The organism is Dyella sp. CR10, assembly GCF_055814425.1.
Genome location: NZ_CP185986.1, coordinates 4,404,862 through 4,422,416, shown reverse-complemented (window position 1 = coordinate 4,422,416; position 17,555 = coordinate 4,404,862). Strand labels below are relative to the sequence as shown.

6 protein-coding genes are annotated in these 17,555 nt (G+C 69.9%); 4 read left to right on the top strand and 2 right to left on the bottom strand.

Annotation, left to right across the window (positions count from 1 at the left end; all coding sequences use genetic code 11):
- Nucleotides 1-187 precede the first annotated feature (187 nt).
- The 3 genes from ACNR9O_RS19995 to ACNR9O_RS19985 all read left to right on the top strand — a co-directional run bounded on the left by ACNR9O_RS19995 (nt 188) and on the right by ACNR9O_RS19985 (nt 6,521).
- Nucleotides 188-2,641 carry a glycoside hydrolase family 3 protein gene (locus ACNR9O_RS19995; protein WP_473700820.1) on the top strand — a complete coding sequence of 818 codons (2,454 nt, stop codon included), beginning with the start codon at nt 188-190 and terminating at the stop codon, nt 2,639-2,641.
- A 245-nt stretch (nt 2,642-2,886) separates the two neighbouring features.
- Nucleotides 2,887-5,319, top strand: coding sequence for a TonB-dependent receptor (locus tag ACNR9O_RS19990; RefSeq protein WP_473685513.1), 2,433 nt, complete (start codon nt 2,887-2,889; stop codon nt 5,317-5,319).
- A gap of 311 nt (nt 5,320-5,630) precedes the next feature.
- Entirely contained in the window at nt 5,631-6,521 is an 891-nt protein-coding gene (locus ACNR9O_RS19985) for an EamA family transporter (RefSeq protein WP_473685515.1), read from the top strand.
- On the opposite strand, the gene pssA is transcribed toward ACNR9O_RS19985, so the two are convergent.
- Both pssA and ACNR9O_RS19975 read right to left on the bottom strand, forming a co-directional pair.
- Nucleotides 6,505-7,890 (bottom strand): CDP-diacylglycerol--serine O-phosphatidyltransferase, encoded by a 1,386-nt coding sequence (pssA, locus tag ACNR9O_RS19980; protein ID WP_473685517.1) that lies wholly within the window; start codon nt 7,888-7,890, stop codon nt 6,505-6,507. The genes ACNR9O_RS19985 and pssA overlap by 17 nt on opposite strands.
- A gap of 43 nt (nt 7,891-7,933) precedes the next feature.
- Complete coding sequence (locus ACNR9O_RS19975; RefSeq protein ID WP_473685519.1) at nt 7,934-11,731, bottom strand: AAA family ATPase; 3,798 nt, start codon at nt 11,729-11,731, stop codon at nt 7,934-7,936.
- 273 nt (nt 11,732-12,004) lie between these two features.
- Here ACNR9O_RS19975 and ACNR9O_RS19970 point away from each other — a divergent pair, with 273 nt between their 5' ends.
- Entirely contained in the window at nt 12,005-17,545 is a 5,541-nt protein-coding gene (locus tag ACNR9O_RS19970; protein ID WP_473685521.1) for an autotransporter domain-containing protein, read from the top strand.
- The last annotated feature ends 10 nt before the right edge of the window (nt 17,546-17,555 follow it).

Sequence of the window (17,555 nt, the reverse complement as noted above, 5' to 3'; positions counted from 1 at the left end):
AGCAGGCGGGGAGAGCAAGAGCGGGCATGCTGCATCGCTGATTGACAGCGCTGTCATTTCTGGCAGGCTCCATCGCCTGAGCCGGCTCCGGGGGGGAGCCTTGGGCAGCGATCATCTGACAAGGGAGAAAGACGTGCTGGCGTCCGTTCGTCGTTTGCGTATTGCACCGCTCGCACTGGCCGCGGCCATGGCCCTGCTGCCGCTCGCCACCGTTCCGGCCGCCGAGACGGCCGTCCACCCCGAACGCTGGCCCGCCGCGACATGGCCGCTGCCGCATGATGCCGCGCTCGAACAGCGCGTCGCGGCGTTGCTGGCGAAGATGAGCGTGGAGGAAAAGGTGGGCCAGCTGATCCAGGCCGACATCCTCAGCGTGACGCCGGAGGATGTGCGCAAGTACCGGCTCGGCTCGGTCCTCGCCGGCGGCAATTCCAAGCCGGATGCGCGCCTGACCGCCACGGCGGAGCAATGGAAAGCGCTGGCCGATGCCTTCCATCGCGCGGCGATGGATACGAGCGGCGGCCACCAGGCGATCCCGCTGCTGTTCGGCATCGACGCGGTGCACGGACACAACAACACCGTGGGCGCCACGCTGTTTCCGCAAAACTCGGCGCTGGGCAACGCGCGCGATCCGGAACTGATCCGCCGGATCGGCGAAGCGACCGCCGCCGAAGTACGCGCCACCGGCATCGACTGGACCTTCGCGCCCACCCTGGCGGTACCGCAGGATCTGCGCTGGGGCCGCGCGTACGAGGGCTATTCGCAGGATCCGCGCATCGTCGCGCAGTACGCGAAGGCGATGATCGAGGGTTTGCAGGGCAAGGTCGGCACGCCGGCGTTTCTCGACAGCGCGCACGTGATCGCCTCGGCCAAGCACTTCCTCGCCGACGGCGGCACCAAGGACGGCAAGGATCAGGGCGACGCGCAGATCAGCGAAGAACAGCTGCGCACGGTGCACGCCGCGGGCTATCCGCCGGCGATCGATGCGGGCGTGCAGACCGTGATGGCCTCGTTCTCCAGCTGGAACGGCCAGAAGATGCATGGCAACCGGGCGCTGCTCACCGGCGTGCTCAAGGGCCGCATGGATTTCCAGGGTTTCGTGGTCGGCGACTGGAACGGCCACGGCCAGGTGCCCGGCTGCAGCAACGAGGATTGCCAGGCCTCATTCAACGCCGGCATGGACATGTTGATGGCGCCCGACAGCTGGCGCGGCCTGTACGAACACACGCTGGCCGAAGTGAAGTCCGGCGCGATTCCCATGGCGCGCGTGGACGACGCCGTAGCGCGCATCCTGCGCGTGAAGTTCCGCCTCGGCGTGTTCGAGGTGGGGCTGCCGTCGCAGCAGCCCCTGGCGAAGCGGTCAGGCGACATCGTCGGCAGCCCCGCGCATCGCGCGCTGGCGCGGCAGGCGGTGCGCGAGTCGATGGTGCTGCTGAAGAACGAGCGGGGGCTGCTGCCGCTCGATCCGCGCAAGCGCATCCTCGTCGCCGGCGATGCGGCGGACAACATCTCGCGCCAGAGCGGCGGATGGACGCTGACCTGGCAGGGCACCGGGCTGGCGAACAAGGATTTTCCCGGCGCGCAATCGATCGGCGCCGGCATCGCCGAGCAGGTGAAGGCCGCCGGCGGCCGGGTGGAGATCGCCGCCGACGGACGCTATGTCGCGAAACCCGATGTTGCCGTGGTGGTGTTCGGTGAAGATCCCTACGCCGAATTCCAGGGCGATCTGCCCAACCTGCTGTACCGGCCTGGCGACGAGCACGACCTGGAGCTGCTGCGCCGCCTGCATGGCGACGGCATTCCGGTGGTCGCGGTATTCCTCAGCGGCCGGCCGCTGTGGGTCAATCGCGAGATCAATGCCGCCGACGCCTTCGTCGCCGCGTGGCTGCCGGGCAGCGAAGGCGGTGGCGTGGCCGACGTGCTGCTGCGTACGCGCGAGGGCCGCGTGGCGCACGACTTCCACGGCAAGCTCGCCTATGCGTGGCCGCGCAGCGGCGTGCAGGCGGACGGCGCGCAATTCCCGCTCGGCTATGGCCTGACCTATGCCGACCATGCGGCGACACCCAAGTTGCCGGAAGCCTCGGGCATCAGCGGCGAGCAGATTCCGATCGGCAATTACCTGGAACGCGGCAAGGCGGTGCACGGCTATCGTCTCAGCCTCGCCGGCGCGGACGGCGCCGTGGTGTCGGGCGACGTGGTGCCGGCGGCCACCGCCGATGGCGGCCTGCGCATGAGTGCGCTGGATTACAAGGCGCAGGAAGACGCGCGGCGTTTCGACTGGAGCAAGAACGATGCGATCGCGGCGATCCAGTCCGGCGCGCCGATGGACCTCGATCGCCAGACCAATGCCGACGTGCTGCTGGTGGCCACCTTGCGCGTGGATACCGCCGGCGCTGCCTGGATGGGCATGGGTTGCGGCCAGGGTTGCCTGGGCCGCGTACCGCTGACGCAGACGCTGGGCGCGATCGGCGCGGGCCACTGGGCGCGCGTCGGCGTACCGCTCAAATGCTTCCGTGCCGCCGGCGCCGACATGCATCGCATCGAACGGCCCTTCGTCCTGGGCGCCAACGCACACGCCGCGCTGGTGGTATCGCGCGTCGTGCTGGGCACGGATGCCGATCAAATCGTGTCTTGTCCGAAATAACGCCGCGGCCGTCTGGCCGCTGCGCAGCATAGGCGCCGCCTTCGGGCGGCGCCGGCGTCTGGAAACCCAGTCGTACCAACGGTTTGACGCGAATTTCACGCGTGCTGCCACGCGTCAAGCTTCCACGGAAAGACCGGACTATCATTCCGAAATGACAGCGCTGTCATTTCGCGGTCGATAACCACGCGCCACCGTCGGGGGATGGCGGCGCCCCAACTACGGACGAATCGAGGGGAGGCTTTTTCATGAAGTTGCGCTACTCGGCCATGCACGTCGCCCTGGCACTCGCGCTTGCTCCTGGCGCGGCGCTCGCGGCGGACCCGCAGGATGCACCGGCGCAGAACGCGCCCGCGCAGACCGCGCCGCCGGAAAAGAAGATCAAGCAGCTGGACGCGATCGAAGTGAGCGCGACCAAACGCGAAACGCCCTTGCAGAAGACACCTGTCGCCGTCAGCGCGATCACGCCCGACCTGCTCGACAAGGAACGCGTGATGACCGTGCAGGACCTCACCAAGCTGGTGCCGGGCCTGCAAGGCACCTCGCAGGGCGACCATGGCGTGGTCACCCTGACCATGCGCGGCATCGGCAACGACAGTGCCAAGACCGAGTACGCCGATCCGGAAGTGGCGACCTTCGTCGACGGCGTGTACTCGCCGCGCGCCGAGGCGGCTGCCGGCCTGCTGCTGGACATGGACAGCGTGGAAGTACTGCGCGGCCCGCAGGGCACGCTGTGGGGCCGCAACTCCACCGCGGGCGCGATCAGCTTCCAGACCGCCAAGCCGGACATCAACGCCGGCTTCTACGGCAACGCGCAGGTCGAAGCTGGCAACTACAGCCTGCTGAGCGAGCGCGCGGCGGTGAACCTGCCGGTGAGCAGCACCTTCGCCCTGCGCGTGGCGGTGGCGCATGTGCAGCACGACGGCTATGTCGATTACCAGAGTCCCGCCGGCCAGCTGCCGAGCGTTGCGCAGCAGCAGGCGGCGTATCTGGCCAGCGGCGGCAATCCGGCGAAGTTCCGCCCGATCGATCCTGGCCTGTTCGTGCAAGGCGGCGACAAATACAACGCGCAGGACCAGACCGCCGCGCGCGTCAGCGCGCTGTGGCAGCCGAATGATGCGTTCAAGTGGAACCTCTCGTACGAGTACTTCATCGACCGCGGCACACCCGGCATGAGCCTGATGCAGCAGCCGCGCCAGGGACAGGATTTCTGGTCGGCGCTGATCGACACCGCGCCGTACCTGCACCGCAACTCCGGCACGGTGCGCAGCCGCATCGACTGGAACATCAACGACGGCATGCAGTTCAGCTACATCGCCGGCTACAACAAGTTCTCCGGCAGGAGCCAGTTCGACCAGGATGTCGGCGTGCAGGTGCCGACCAGTTTCGCCACCGGCGCACAGTCGCAGAACGACCGCACCAATTCCTCCAACTACAAGAGCTACAGCCACGAGTTCGACCTGCGCTCGGCCGGCGAGCAGACCGTGGACTGGATCGTCGGCGCGTACTACGGCTACGAAGACAACAACATCCGCTTCGACATCCCGATCATGAACGGCACGATGGGGTCCGAATCGGTCTCGTGGCAGGGCTCCTTCATCCAGCCGAAGGAGACGGTGAAATCCACCGCCGCGTTCGGCCAGGCCACCTGGCACATGTCCGAGCACTGGCGCCTCACCGGCGGCCTGCGCTGGTCCGATGACGTGAAGAAGAACATCGGCGGCCGCGGCTGGGGCTGGGCCTACGATCCGACCGTGCCGCAGCTGCCGATCGCGCCCAGCACCTATCCGAGCCCGGCCACCGGCTTCAACATCTCCACGCGCAACGATGCCAAATACAGCGACGACCGCGTGACCTGGCTGGCCCGCATCGACACCGACATCGGCGCCAACGGGCTGCTCTACGGCAGCATCTCCACCGGCTACAAGTCCGGCGGCACGCAGGATGCCGGCACGCTGTACAAGCCGGAGAAGCTGACCAACTACGAGATCGGCACCAAGTTCGTCTTCCTCGACGGCAAGCTGACCTGGAACACGGCGGCGTACTACGAGGACTTCAAGGACTTCCAGCTGTCCGCGCCGATCACCTACCCGGACGGCAACCGCGGCCTGGGCTTCAACAACGTCAAGGGCAGCACCAAGGTGATCGGCCTGGAATCGGAACTGGCGTACCAGGAGAAGGACGATCGCGCCAACCTGGTGCTGTCGCTGATTCCGAAGAAGGAACTCGGCACCCTGCTCTACGCCGGCAGCAATGATTACCAGGGCCTGCCGCCGTGTGCGCCGCAGTCGGGCATCTCCGCCTGCACGGATATCTCAGGCAACGATCTTCCACACGCGCCGAATGTCTCGCTCACCGCGATCTACGAGCACGACTTCCATCTCGGCAATGGCGGCCGCCTGACGCCGCGCTTCAGCGGGCAGTATCAGAGCGACCAGTGGCTGAGCACGTTCAACCTGGGCGACGGCGACAAGCAGAAGGCGTATTTCCGCGGCGACCTGGCCCTGCGCTACACCGAACCGCAGGATCGCTGGTGGGCGGCGGCGTACGTGCAGAACGTCACCGACGGGCGCGTGCGCACCAGTGCCGGCCGTTTCGCGCTGCCGAACAACCAGTTCGTGTACGTATCGCAGTACCTGCCGCCGCGCACCTTCGGCGTGCAGGTGGGCGTGTGGTTCTGAGTTAGCCGAGCGGCGGTGCGGCGTGGGGCAGCACCGCCAATGGTCGTGCCATTCGACAACGGCCGGCGTTTCGATGCAGCGCCGGCGAACCTCCCTTCGAATGGCATGTTTGGCCGGGCTTCCCCCAGAGCCCGGCCGTTTCTTTGGCAGGGCGATGTGAGCCGCGCCCTGGGGTAGTCACGGCAAAAAAACGGCCTCGAGCACCCAGGCGATCCCTGCTGCCATCGGCTGTCAGCAGGCCTTTCCCCGGTGCCACCGCTTCTTCCGCCCTCCTGGCATCATGTGCGCACCGCCTCGCCACGGCCGCCCCCATGCCTTCCCGTTCCAATGCCCAGATCGCGCTCGCGATCGGGGTTCTGCTCATCGCCATGGTGTCGTACCAGTGCGGCGCGTCGCTGGCCAAGCACCTGTTTCCGCAGGTCGGCGCGCAAGGCGCCACCGCGTATCGACTGGGGTTGAGCGCATTGTTCCTGCTGCTGTGGCGGCGACCCTGGCGCCGCATGGATCGATCAGGCGACTGGCGCGCGCTGTGGGGCTACGGCTTGTCGATGGGCGCGATGAACCTGGTGTTCTACCTGTCGCTGCGCACGATCCCGCTGGGCATCGCCGTGGCGCTGGAATTCACCGGTCCGCTGGCGCTGGCCATGTTCAGCTCGCGTCGCCTCATCGATTTCGTATGGATCGCCCTGGTGATCGGCGGCCTGGCCGTACTGCTGCCGCTGCATGGCCAGGCGCAGTCGCTCGATCCGGTGGGCGTGGCCTACGCGCTGGCCGCCGGCGTGGGCTGGGCGCTGTACATCATCCTGGGCCAGCGCACCGGCGCGGCCTATGGCAAGGATGCGGTGACGCTCGGCACCACGATCGGCGCGCTGGTGGCCATCCCGTTCGGCGTCGCGCATGCCGGCAGCGCGCTGCTGTCGCCGACGTTGCTGCCGTATGCGCTGGGCGTGGCATTGCTCAGCTCGGCGCTGCCGTACTCGCTGGAGATGATCTCGATGACGCGCCTGCCCGCGCGCACCTTCAGCACCTTGCTGAGCCTGGAGCCGGCGGTGGCCGCGATGGCCGGCGTGCTGTTGCTGGGCGAACGGCTGAGCGCGCTGCAGTGGCTGGCGATCGGCGCCATCATCGTCGCCTCGGCGGGTACGGCCTTGAGCGTGCGGCGGCCGGCGCCGGCCGAAGCGGCCGCTACAGCAGCCGATTGAGCAGGCGATCCATGCGCACCCGGCTGAGCCGCCGCAGCAGGCGGCGCACGTCGTCGGGGTAGTGCCTGGCCGGCTGCAGGGCGTGGTAGTCGCCCAGCCGCGTGGCATGCGCGCGCAGGGCATCCCATTCGGCGCGCAGCCGCGCCGTCAGCAGCCGCTGCGGATCGCGCAGCAGCAGGCCGTTCTCCAGATCGAGTGCCCACGCGCGCGGATTGAGGTTGTTGCCGGTGAGCACGGCGATGTCGTCGTCGACGAAGATGCCCTTCAGGTGATAGCTGTTGTCGCCATGGCGCCATAGCCACAGGTTGAGCTGGCCGCGCGCCATGTGCTCCTGGTGCATGCGCGCGAAGCGGCGCAGGTTGGCTTCGTAGAGATAAGGCAGCAGGCCGATCTTGCGGAACGGCTGATCCGGCGGGATGTAGAAGTCGTTGGCTTCCTTGTCGCCCACCATGATGTCGATGGCGACGCCGCGACGCAGCAGTTGCCCCAGCACGGCACGCACCGGCCTGGGCAGATTGAAATAGGGCGTGAGCAGGACGACCCGCTCGCGCGCGCCGTGCAGCAGCTCCAGCAAGGTGTCGTTGAGGCGATTGTCGGTGCGCCCGAAGCCCGCCAGCGGCGTCACCGCGACGCGATCCGGCGTGAGCAGCATCGAGGGAACGCGGTACTGCGCCGTCTGCAATTGCTGGCGCAGCTGGCGGATGTCCGCCAGCAGTTCGCGCGTCGGCGGTGCCGGCTGGTCCAGGCGGCGCACCGCGGTGCTGGTGCCGAGATGCTCCTGGACGAAGCCGGCCATGCTGTCGGCCAGCGCCGCGTCCTCGATCCGGTGATAGCGGTCGAGGCGGTAGCGGCCATGCCGCGCGAGGTAGACGTCGTTGAGGCTGGCGCCGCTGTAGAGCACCGTATCGTCGATCACGAAGCCCTTCAGGTGCAGCACGCCGAACAGTTCGCGACTCTGCACCGGCACGCCACGGATCGTCACGCCCGGGCCCAGGCGCTCGGCGTAGGCGCGGTACATCGCCGCGTTGCCTTCGCTGTAGCCCTTGCCGATCAGCCCGCGCCGTGCGCGATGCCAGTCCACGTAGACTTCGATTCGCAGCGACGGCGCGCGGTCGCGCGCGGCATACAGCGCCTCGAGCACTTCGCGGCCGGCGTCGTCGTCCTGCAGATAAAGCGCGCAGATCACGATGCGGCGCTGTGCGTGGGCGATGAGGTCGAGCAGGGTGTGACGGAACGCCACCGGACCGTCGAGCACCTCGACGGCGGCGGCCGGCACGGCGAAGGACGGCAGGGATTCCACGACGGCCGATACGCGGCGGCGAGGCAGCAGACGGCGGGCAAGGCGTTGGGCGCGGGCGATGGGACTCATGACCGCGGATGGTACGACGCCAGTCGCACTGGCCGCATGCCCTTCACGCGGAAGCGCCGCACGTCTCCTGCCGGGCTTCCTGCCGCGCGGCGAGCGCCAGCAGGCCGGCGGCGCGCAGGAGATCGGGCGCGTCGGCATCCTGCTGGCAGCGTCCGTAGGCCTGGCGCAGCCATGCAAGCGCTTGCTCGCCGCCGAGGAGCAGAAACAGCTCGCTGGCCGCGCGCAGCTCGGCCATCGCCGCGCCCTGCTGTTGCGCGAGCGTCAGCGCGCGCAACAGCAGCGCCAACGCATCGTCGTGGCGCGACGGTCCGAGCGCGGCCAGGCACGCGGCCTGCTGGCGCAGGAAGTCGGGCAGCATGTAGCGGTCTTCGTAGGCTTCGGCGCGCTCGATGGTGTCGGCGAGGCAAGCCAGCGCTTCGTCATGGCGCTCCAGGCGAAGCAGCGCGTCGGTGAGGAAGGAGCGGAACGTGACCACGGCCAGCGGCATGGCGACCAGTGCGGCGTCGATGCTCGCGCGGATGACGTCCAGCGCGGCCTCGTCGCCGCGCATCGCGCGCGACCAGCCCAGCGTGCCGGCCGCGACCGCGGACCACAGCGACATCGCGTGTTCCTCGGACAGCCGGGCGAGTTCGAGCGATAGCCGCTCGGTCTGCGTCGCGTCGCCGAGATGGCGTTGCAGCTGAGCGGCGAAGGTGAGCGCAAACGCGAGCGAATGCGAGTGACCCAGCCGTCGCGCCTCGTCCAGCGCCTGCGCCATGTGCCGGCGCGCCTCATCCGCGCGGCCCTGAAAACACCGTACCCAGGCCAGGAAACAGCGGCTGAGGTTGCGGCTGTCCTCGCCGTAGCGGGACACCAGCTGCTCGGCCCGCACCGTGTCCGGCGCTGCGAGTGCGCGTTCGAGATGCCGCGCGGCGTCAGCGTGACGACCCAGCCAGAACAGGTTGTTGCCGTAGGCGTAGTCCACCACCAGCTGGTGCGAGGGGTCGCCGGAGGCGCGCGCGATGTGCGCCAGCCGTTCGACCAGTTCCAGCGGTGCGGCGGTGACGCGTTCGGTGAAGCCGCCCTGCCAGAGTCCGTAGAGCAGCGGAAAGGATGTCGCATCGCCATCGACGTCGCGGCTCAGCGCGACCGCGCGCAGAAACGCCTGTCTGGCCCCCGGCGAACCGTAGCCCTGCACGGCGACGTGCGCGCTGCCGAGGCTCATCTGCAAGGCGAGTTCGAGCCGCCCTCGTTCGCGCTCATCGGCCAGTTGCGGCAACAGCGCAAGGCCGGCCTCGAAGTGACGTACGGCTTCGCGGTCGGCGGAGCGCGAGGCGGCGCGCCGGCCGGCTTCGAGCCAGCGCGCGATCGCCGCGCCGGCTTGGCCGGCCAGCGCGAGATGACGCGCGAGGATCTCGGGCTGACTTTCCGCCAGCGCGCGGAAATCCGCCTGCAACGCCTGCGCGATGCGCCGATGGTTCGCTGCGCGTCCGCCGCGGGTCAGCGAGCGATAGGCCGCGTCCTGGATCAGCGCATGCTTGAACTGATAGGCGTCGCCGGCGGCGAGCACCAGGCCGCCCTCCCGCAAGGCGCCCAGGGCGGCGCGCAACGCTGCCGCATCGAGCGGCGACACCGCTTGCAGCAGGGCGAGACTGAAATCCCTGCCCAATGCGGCGGCGAGCTGCGCGGTTGCCTTGGCGGCGTGCCCTTTGCTGTCCAGGCGCGCGGCCAGCAGTTCCTGCAGGCTGAGCGAGGCTTCGGGATCGCGCGCGAACGTCGCGGCATGCGCGCTCATGCGCGCCATCTCTTCGAGGTAGAGCGGGATGCCGTCGGACCACGCGACGACCTGCCGGAGCACGTCCGGCGGCAACGCGTGCCCGAGCTGTCGCGCCAGCGCCAGCGCTTCGGCGTCCGACAGCGGCGGCAGTTCCAGGGTCGCCTGCGCGTGCGGCCAGGCGGCGTCGGGCCGGCTGGTGAGCAGGGTCAGCATGGGCGTCGCGGAACGCGATGTGACATGCGCGCTCAGCACATCGAGTGTGGACGGATCGCCCCAGTGCAGGTCTTCGACGATCAGCAGCACCGGTCCGCCACGGGCGAGGCCGTCCAGCAGATCGAGCAGCAGGCGCATGGTCTTCTCGCGCTGCCGTGACAGACTCGACAACGGCGCGCGCGACGCGTCGGCGTCGCTGACGTGCAGCAGATCGCCCAGCAGCGCGAGTGCCTCGCGCGATGCCGTGGCATGCGCGCCGAGGAACGCCGCCAGCTTCGCCTGCCGCCGCGGCGCATCGTCGTCCGCGGCGAAGCCGGCGAGCGCGCCGAACAGCACGCGCAGCGGATGGAAGGGCGTGTCGCAGAACTCCGGCAGACAGCGCAACTCGAAGGCCGCGGGCGCGGCATTGCCCAGGCGTTCGCGCAGGCTGCGCACCAGACGCGACTTGCCGATGCCCGCGTCGCCGCGGATCAGCACACTGGCGCGACCGCCGCGCTCGGCTTCGCGCCAGCAAGCCAGCAGGTGCTCCAGCGCCTGCTCGCGTCCCACCAGCGGGCTGAGGCTGGCGGCCGAATCCAGGCGGTTGTCGGCACCGGTCTCGCCTTCGACGCGGAACGCCGCCACAGCTTTGCCGTCCGCGTCGCCTGGACCATCCAGCGGTTGCAGATGGACATAGCCGCGCACCAGATGCTGGGTGGCTTCGCTGACCACGACCGCGCCGGGTGCGGCGCGCCCGGTCAGCCGTATCGCGTGACTGGTGGCGACGCCGGCGGCGTCCGGTTCGTCGGACTGCGCGTGCGTGATGACGATGCCGGTGTGGATGCCGATCCGCGCGGCGACCGGGCTCTCGCACTGGCGGCACAGCGCCAGCGCGGTGTGCACGGCCTGCCGCGCAGCGTTCTCGCGCGCCAGCGGCACGCCGAAGTAGGCCAGCAGCCGGTTGCCGTGCAGCAGCACGCGATGTCCCGAGGCGGAGGCCAGCAGTGCCTGGCAGCGCAGGCGCGGCTGCGCCAGGTACTCGGCGATGGCATCGACATCGTCTTCGGCGGTGACCTCCAGTTCGCAGCACAGCACCGTGACCAGGCGGCGTTCGGCCATCGCCTTGACCGGTGCCTCGGGCGCTGGCGCCGCGACTGCGACGAGTTCGCCGTCGCGGATCAGCGCATGCAGGCGCTGCGTTTCGGCTTCCGGTGCCAGGCCCAGTTCGCGCTGCAGCGTCCAGCGGCAGGTCTCGTAGTGCGCCAGCGCAGCGGCACTGCGTCCGCTTTGTGCAAGCAGCCGCATCGCGTGGCGATGCGCGGCTTCGTTCCAGGGGTCCAGTTCGAGGATGCGCCGGGCGTGAGCCAGCGCGCGGTCGAGCAGGCCGGCCGTTTCGTCGCGCAGGCGCAGGCCGTCGAGCAGCGCGAGCGCCTGCTGCAGCATGTGCTGGCGGCGTACTTCCAGCCATGCTTCGAACTCGGGGCAATCGGGCAGCGACAGGCCATGCAGGAATTCGCCGCAATACAGTGCGGCGCCCTGTTCCAGGCGTGCCGTCGCGGCATCGTCGGTGGCGCCGAGCGGCGCGAACCGCTCATCGGCCGCGGCGAGAAAGGCATGCGCGTCGATCCACAGTCCGCCGGCCGGCTCCAGGCGCAGCAGATTGCGCTCAGCGACGAGGCAGGCGGCGAGGCCGGCCTGCTCCAGGCTGGCGCGCAGGTTGGAAACGAGCTGGCGCAGGTAGCCGGTCGAGCCGACGGCGAACAGCTCGCCGAGCTTCTCGCGCGCGTGCCAGCCTTCCTCCAGCGCCAGATAGGCCAGCAGACCCCGGCCCTTGCGATACGACGGGCCGGACGCCGGCACGCCGTCGACTTCCCAATGCCAACCGCCCAACACCCGCAGGCGGGTCCTTGGCTGTGTGTGTCGCATGTCCGCGGAGCCCCCTGTCGCTCCTTGACCGCTGTGACGCTTGTGTGACGCCCCGCTTCGAGAATCCGCGCCGCTCGAAAACTGGGGAATCCTTCCGTGAATCGCGTCTATCGAATTGTTTTCAACGGCCATCTTGGCATACCGCAGGTGGCCTCGGAACTCGCCTGCGGCGGTGTGTCCGGGCGCGCTGGCGCGCCGCTGCGGCCGCGCCGCGCAAAGCATGCCGGGCGAGTCATCGCGATGGCCATCGCCGCGGCCCTCGCCGTGACACACGGCGCGCCGGCCTGGGCGACGACCGTCACCGGCGCGGCCGGCGGCGACGGCTCGACGGGCACCGCGCGCAACGTGCCGGTCGGCAACTGGGGCAATGGCGGCGCCGGTGGCAGCGCGGCATCTCAGCCCGGCGCGCCGGTGCCCGCATCGGGCGGCGCCGGCGGCGTAGGCGGCAATCCCGCGGACAGCGGCTGGGGGTCGCCCGGCAGCGCGGGCAGCAACGGCAGCGGCGGTGGCGGCGGCGGCGCGTCCTATGCGGTGAATCATGCCGGCGGCGCCGGCGGCGGGGCCTACCAGGGCTGGGCGGCCGGCGGCGCGGGCGGTGCGGGCGGCGCAAGCGGCGGCGGCGGCGGCGGTGGTGGCGGTGGCGGCTACGCGGGCTGGTACCTGGGCAGCGCGCCGGGGTTGCCGCTGACGACCACCGATCTCTACATCGGCGGCGCCGGTGGCCAAGGCGGTAGTGCCGACAGCGGCAACTCAGTCGGATCGGGCGGCACCGGCGGCACCGGCGGTGCCGGCATCGTGGGCGACGGCTACAACCTCACGGTGCAGGCTGGTGCCAGCGCGACTGGCGGCCGTGGTGGCGATGGCGGCAGCCATGGCGGTTATGGCGGCAATGGCGGCACGGGTGGCGTTGGCGGTACGGGTGCGGACGGCACGGGCTTCATCCTGGTCAACCAGGGCACGCTCACGGGTGGCGCCGGCGGCACCGGCGGTTCCGGCAACAACGCGGGCGGCAAGGGCGGCGCGGGCTTGGCGGGAGCATCGTTCTATGCGACCAACGCGGGCAGCATCGTGGGCGGCACCGGTGGCGGTGGTGGCGCGGGCGGAGCCGGCGTCTTCGCGACCGGCGGTGCGACCGTCGTCAACGCGGGCAGCATCGCCGGCGGCCTGGGCGACAACGGCGCGGGCACGCAGGCGGATGCCGTGCATTTCAGCGGCGGCGGCAACACGCTGGTGCTGACGGCCGGATCGAGCCTCGCCGGCAATGCGGTCAGCGAAGGCGGCGACACGCTCGCGCTGGGCGGCAGCGCCAATGGCAGCTTCGATCTTTCCAGCGTCGTGGCCAGCGCATCGGGCGGCGGCACGCAATACGTCGGCTTCGGTGCGTTGCGCAAGACCGGTTCGTCGACCTGGGTGGTGACGGGCACCAACGCCACCGGAGGCGGCTGGGTGCTGGATGGCGGCGTGCTCTCGGTCGCCTCGAACAGCGGCGCCGAGCTCGGGCCGTCGGTCGCCTTCAACGGCGGCGCGCTGAGCTTCACCAACACCAGCGCGGTGACCTACGGCGGCAACCTGGCGGTGGGCGCCAACGGCGGCACCATCAACGCGAACGCCAACCAGCTCAACTACCTCAACAACCGCGTCACATTCACCGGACAGCTCTCCGGCGGCAGCCTGGTGCTCAATGCCGATCCCGCCAGCACGCGGGGGCTGATCGTGTTCAGTGGCGCCGCGGGCACGCAGAGCGTCGACGCGCTTACCGCCTTGCATGGCCTCGTACGCATCGGCGACGGCAGCACGGCCACGGACCTGGCGGTGCGCGATCTGATCGTGCAGAACAATGCCAGCTTCAGCGTGTCGTCCGGCGCGGTGCTGAAGATCGGTGGCGGCATTGCCATCGCGCCAGCCGCGAACTTCTCGCTGGACGGCGAACTCGACGTGGCGTCGAGCGCATCGATCGGCGCCGCCGTCGCCATGAACCGCTGGGCGACGATCTCGATCGGCGCGGGCCAGACACTCGCGCTGCAGCGTGGTTTCTACGGCGAGGGTTTCCTCAACGTCGGTGGCGGCGGCACCGTGCTGGACAGTGGCAGCGAAAGCGGCCTGGCGGGCATCGCCATCGCCGCCGGCTCGACCTTCCAGATCGGCAGCGGCGGCGCCTCCGACGCCATTCGCCTGTTTGGCGGCGGCGCGCGTAACGATGGCACGCTGGTGTGGAACCACGCGGACCAGGCGCTGGCGAACTGGGACATCCAGGGCACCGGCGCGCTGGTGCACGAAGGCACGGGCACGCTGACGCTGGGCGGATCCAATACGTATACCGGCGATACCGTCGTGAGCGGCGGCACGCTGGCGGTGAATGACAGTGGCAGCCTCGGCACCGGCGCGCTGCGGATCGCCGGCGGCGCGGCGGCGAGCCTTGCCAACGAAGCGCAGCAACTGGCATCACTGGGCGGCAACGGCACGCTGACACTCAATCGCACCCTGCTCGATATCACCGGCGCCGGCACGGACACCTTCATGGGCTCGCTCGCCGGCGACGGCACACTGAACTACCACGGCGGCGGTACGCTGGTGCTCGATGGCGACAGCCGCGGCTTCGCCGGCAGCACGGCCGTCACGAGCGGTGCGCTGGTCGTCGGCAGCGTTGCCGGCAACGGCGCGGTGCTGGGCGGCAACGTGAGTGTCAGCGGCGGCAGCATGCTGGGCGGGCACGGCGAGATCGGCGGCAACGTCGAACTGCTTGGCGGCGCGCATCTGGCGCCGGGCCATTCGATCGGCACGCTCGCGATCGATGGCGATCTCCATCTCGCGCAGGGCAGCGTGCTGGACTACGAGTTCGGCGCGCCCGGCGCGGACATGCATACCGCGGGGACGGGCGACAGCGTGCACGTCGGCGGCAACCTCACGCTCGACGGCGCCACGCTCAACGTCACCGATCTCGGCATGGGGCCGGGCCTGTACAACGTATTCACCTACGGCGGCACGCTGAGCGAAAGCAATGGCGACATCGCCCTCGGCACGACGCCCGCGGGCCGCACGCTGCTGTGGCAGAACCTCGCCGCGCAGAAGCAGATCAACCTGATCGACGCCACCGGCCTTTCGCTCAACTTCTGGAACGCCAACGGCTTGGCCTCCTCCGCGCGGATGGGCGGCGGCAGCGGCACTTGGTCGGCGACCGCGGCGCAGTGGACCGACGCGATCGGCAGCGCGCCGAACGCAGCCATGCAGCCGCAGCCGGGCTTCGCGATGTTCGGCGGCGCGGCCGGCACCGTCACGGTGGACGGTAGTGCCGGCGCGGTGCAAGCCACCGGCATGCAGTTCGCGACGGATGGCTACACCGTCGCCGGCGGCACGCTCGAACTGGTCGGCAACGGCAGCATGCCGGCGATTCGCGTGGGCGACGGCTCCAGCGCCGGCGTGGGCATGACCGCCACCATCGGCACCGCGCTGACGGGCAGCGCCGGTCTGGCCAAGACCGACGCGGGTACGCTGGTGCTCGCCGGCGCCAACACGTATGCCGGCGGCACCGTCATCAACGGCGGCACGTTGTCGGTGAGCAGTGATGCCAATCTCGGCAACGCGTCGGGTGGCGTGATGTTCAACGGCGGCATGCTGAAGACCACGGCCGCGTTCGCCACCGCACGCGCGCTGAACCTGGCCAGCAACGGCACGTTGCAGGCCGATGCCGACCTCGCCGTGTCCGGCCCGATCGGCGGTGTTGGCGCGCTGACCAAGACCGGTACCGGCACGTTGACGCTGGGCGGAAACAACACTTACGCGGGCGGCACCGTCATCAATGGCGGCGCGGTATCGGTGAGCAGTGATGCCAATCTCGGCCTTGCCACGGGCGCGGTGACGCTCAACGGCGGCACGCTGGCTACTACCTCGGCCTTCGCCACCGCGCGCACGCTGAACCTCGCCGGCAACGGCAGCTTGCAGACCGACGCCGATCTCACCGTCTCCGGCGCGATCACGGGCGGCGCATTGACCAAGACCGGCGCGGGCACGCTGATTCTGGCCGGCGCCAACAGCTATAGCGGCGGCACGACGATCGCGGCGGGCACGCTGCAAGGCGATACGCATACGCTGCGGGGTGCGATCGTAGACAATGGTGGACTGGTATTCGCCCAGAGCGACCGCGGCGTGTTCGACGGCATCCTCAGCGGCCACGGCCACCTGCGCGTGCAGGGCGGCGGCACGCTGGTGGTCAACGGCGCCAACAGCTTCGATGGCGATACCACGGTCACCGCCGGCACGCTGGTGATCGGCGACGACAGCCACGCCGGCGCGAGCTTGGGCGGCAAGGTCGCGGTCGGCACGGGCGCTACGCTGCATGGCATCGGCAGCATCGGCGGGCTGGATCTGGCCGGCACCATCGCGCCAGGCAACTCCATCGGCACGTTGCGGGTGAACGGCGACGCGGTGTTCCAGAAGGGCTCCACCTATCAGCTGGAAGTGCAGCCGGACGGCGGCAGCGACCGCATCGTCGCGAGCGGCAAGGCGAGCATCCAGGGCGGTAACGTGGTGGTGCTCGCGCAGCCGGGCAGCTATGCGGCGCGTACGGATTACACGATGCTCAGCGCCAGCCAGGGCATCAGCGGCCAGTTCGACGGCGTCAGCAGCAATCTGGCCTTCCTTACGCCCTCGCTCGCCTACACCGCCAATGCGGTGACGCTGTCGATGCAGCGCAACGACATCGCCATGGCCAGCGTCGCCACCACGCCCAACCAGCGCGCGGTGGCTGGCGCCATCGACAGCCTGGGCCGTGGCCGTGCGGTCTACGACGCGATCCTGGGCATGGACGCGTTGCACGCGCGCGCCAGCTACGACCCGTTGACGGGCGAGCTGCACGCGAGCACGCGTACCGCCCTGCTGGACGACAGCTACTACGTGCGCGACGCGGTGAATCGCCGCTTGCTCGGTCAGGATGGCATCGGCGACCGCTCGGCCAGCCGCGGCGGCGTCACGGCATGGACGTCGGCGTGGGGACGCGCCGGCCAGATCGATGGCGACGGCAATACTTCGCGCCTCAACGCGGACAGCAGCGGTCTGCTGGTGGGCGCGGATGTCGCCGTGAGCGACCAGGCGAAGCTCGGCGCCTTTGGCGGCGTGGGCAAGCAAGCGCTGCGCATCGTTGCGCGCGGCGACAAGGCAGATGTGCACGCGACGCACCTGGGCATCTACGGCGGTGCGCAATGGGGTGCGTGGCAGGCCCGCGCCGGCGTGGCCTACGCGTGGGAGCGCGTAGACAGCAAGCGCCAACTCGGCCTGGCCGGCGGCGCCGCCAGCGCGTTGGCTCGCTACGACGCGGACCTGGCGCATGGTTATGTCGAGGGCGGTTATCGCTTCGAGTTCGGCACCGCCGCGCTGGAGCCCTATCTCAACGTCGCCCACATGCGTCTGCGCACGGACGCCATCGAAGAGGCGAACGCTGCCGCGGCACTGGACGCCGCAGGCAAGCGCACCGACACGACGACCGCCACGCTGGGTACGCGCCTCTACGTCGGACTGGATCCGCAGGGCGCGGTACACGCGCATGCCGGCCTCGGCTGGCGCCAGGCCTGGGGCGCCACGGCATCGTCGGTGCAGGAGCGTTTCGCCGTCGGCGGCTCGAGCTTCACCGTGGATGGCGTGCCGATGGCCAGGCACGCGGCGGTCGTCGAAGGCGGCCTGAGCTGGCGCTGGAGTCCGCGCGTGTCGATGGATGCGAGCTACCAGGGCCAGTTCGCCAGCGGCAACAAGGACCAGGCGGTGCGCCTGAACCTGAGCGTGGCGTTCTGAACGATGCGCC

What these genes read in the sequence shown, in the direction of transcription:
- ACNR9O_RS19990 (WP_473685513.1), top strand. Translation starts at nt 2,887, where the DNA reads ATGAAGTTGCGCTACTCGGCCATGCACGTCGCCCTGGCACTCGCGCTT.
- ACNR9O_RS19985 (WP_473685515.1), top strand. Translation starts at nt 5,631, where the DNA reads ATGCCTTCCCGTTCCAATGCCCAGATCGCGCTCGCGATCGGGGTTCTG.
- ACNR9O_RS19995 (WP_473700820.1), top strand. Translation starts at nt 188, where the DNA reads ATGGCCCTGCTGCCGCTCGCCACCGTTCCGGCCGCCGAGACGGCCGTC.
- pssA (WP_473685517.1), bottom strand. Translation starts at nt 7,890, where the DNA reads ATGAGTCCCATCGCCCGCGCCCAACGCCTTGCCCGCCGTCTGCTGCCT.
- ACNR9O_RS19970 (WP_473685521.1), top strand. Translation starts at nt 12,005, where the DNA reads ATGGCCATCGCCGCGGCCCTCGCCGTGACACACGGCGCGCCGGCCTGG.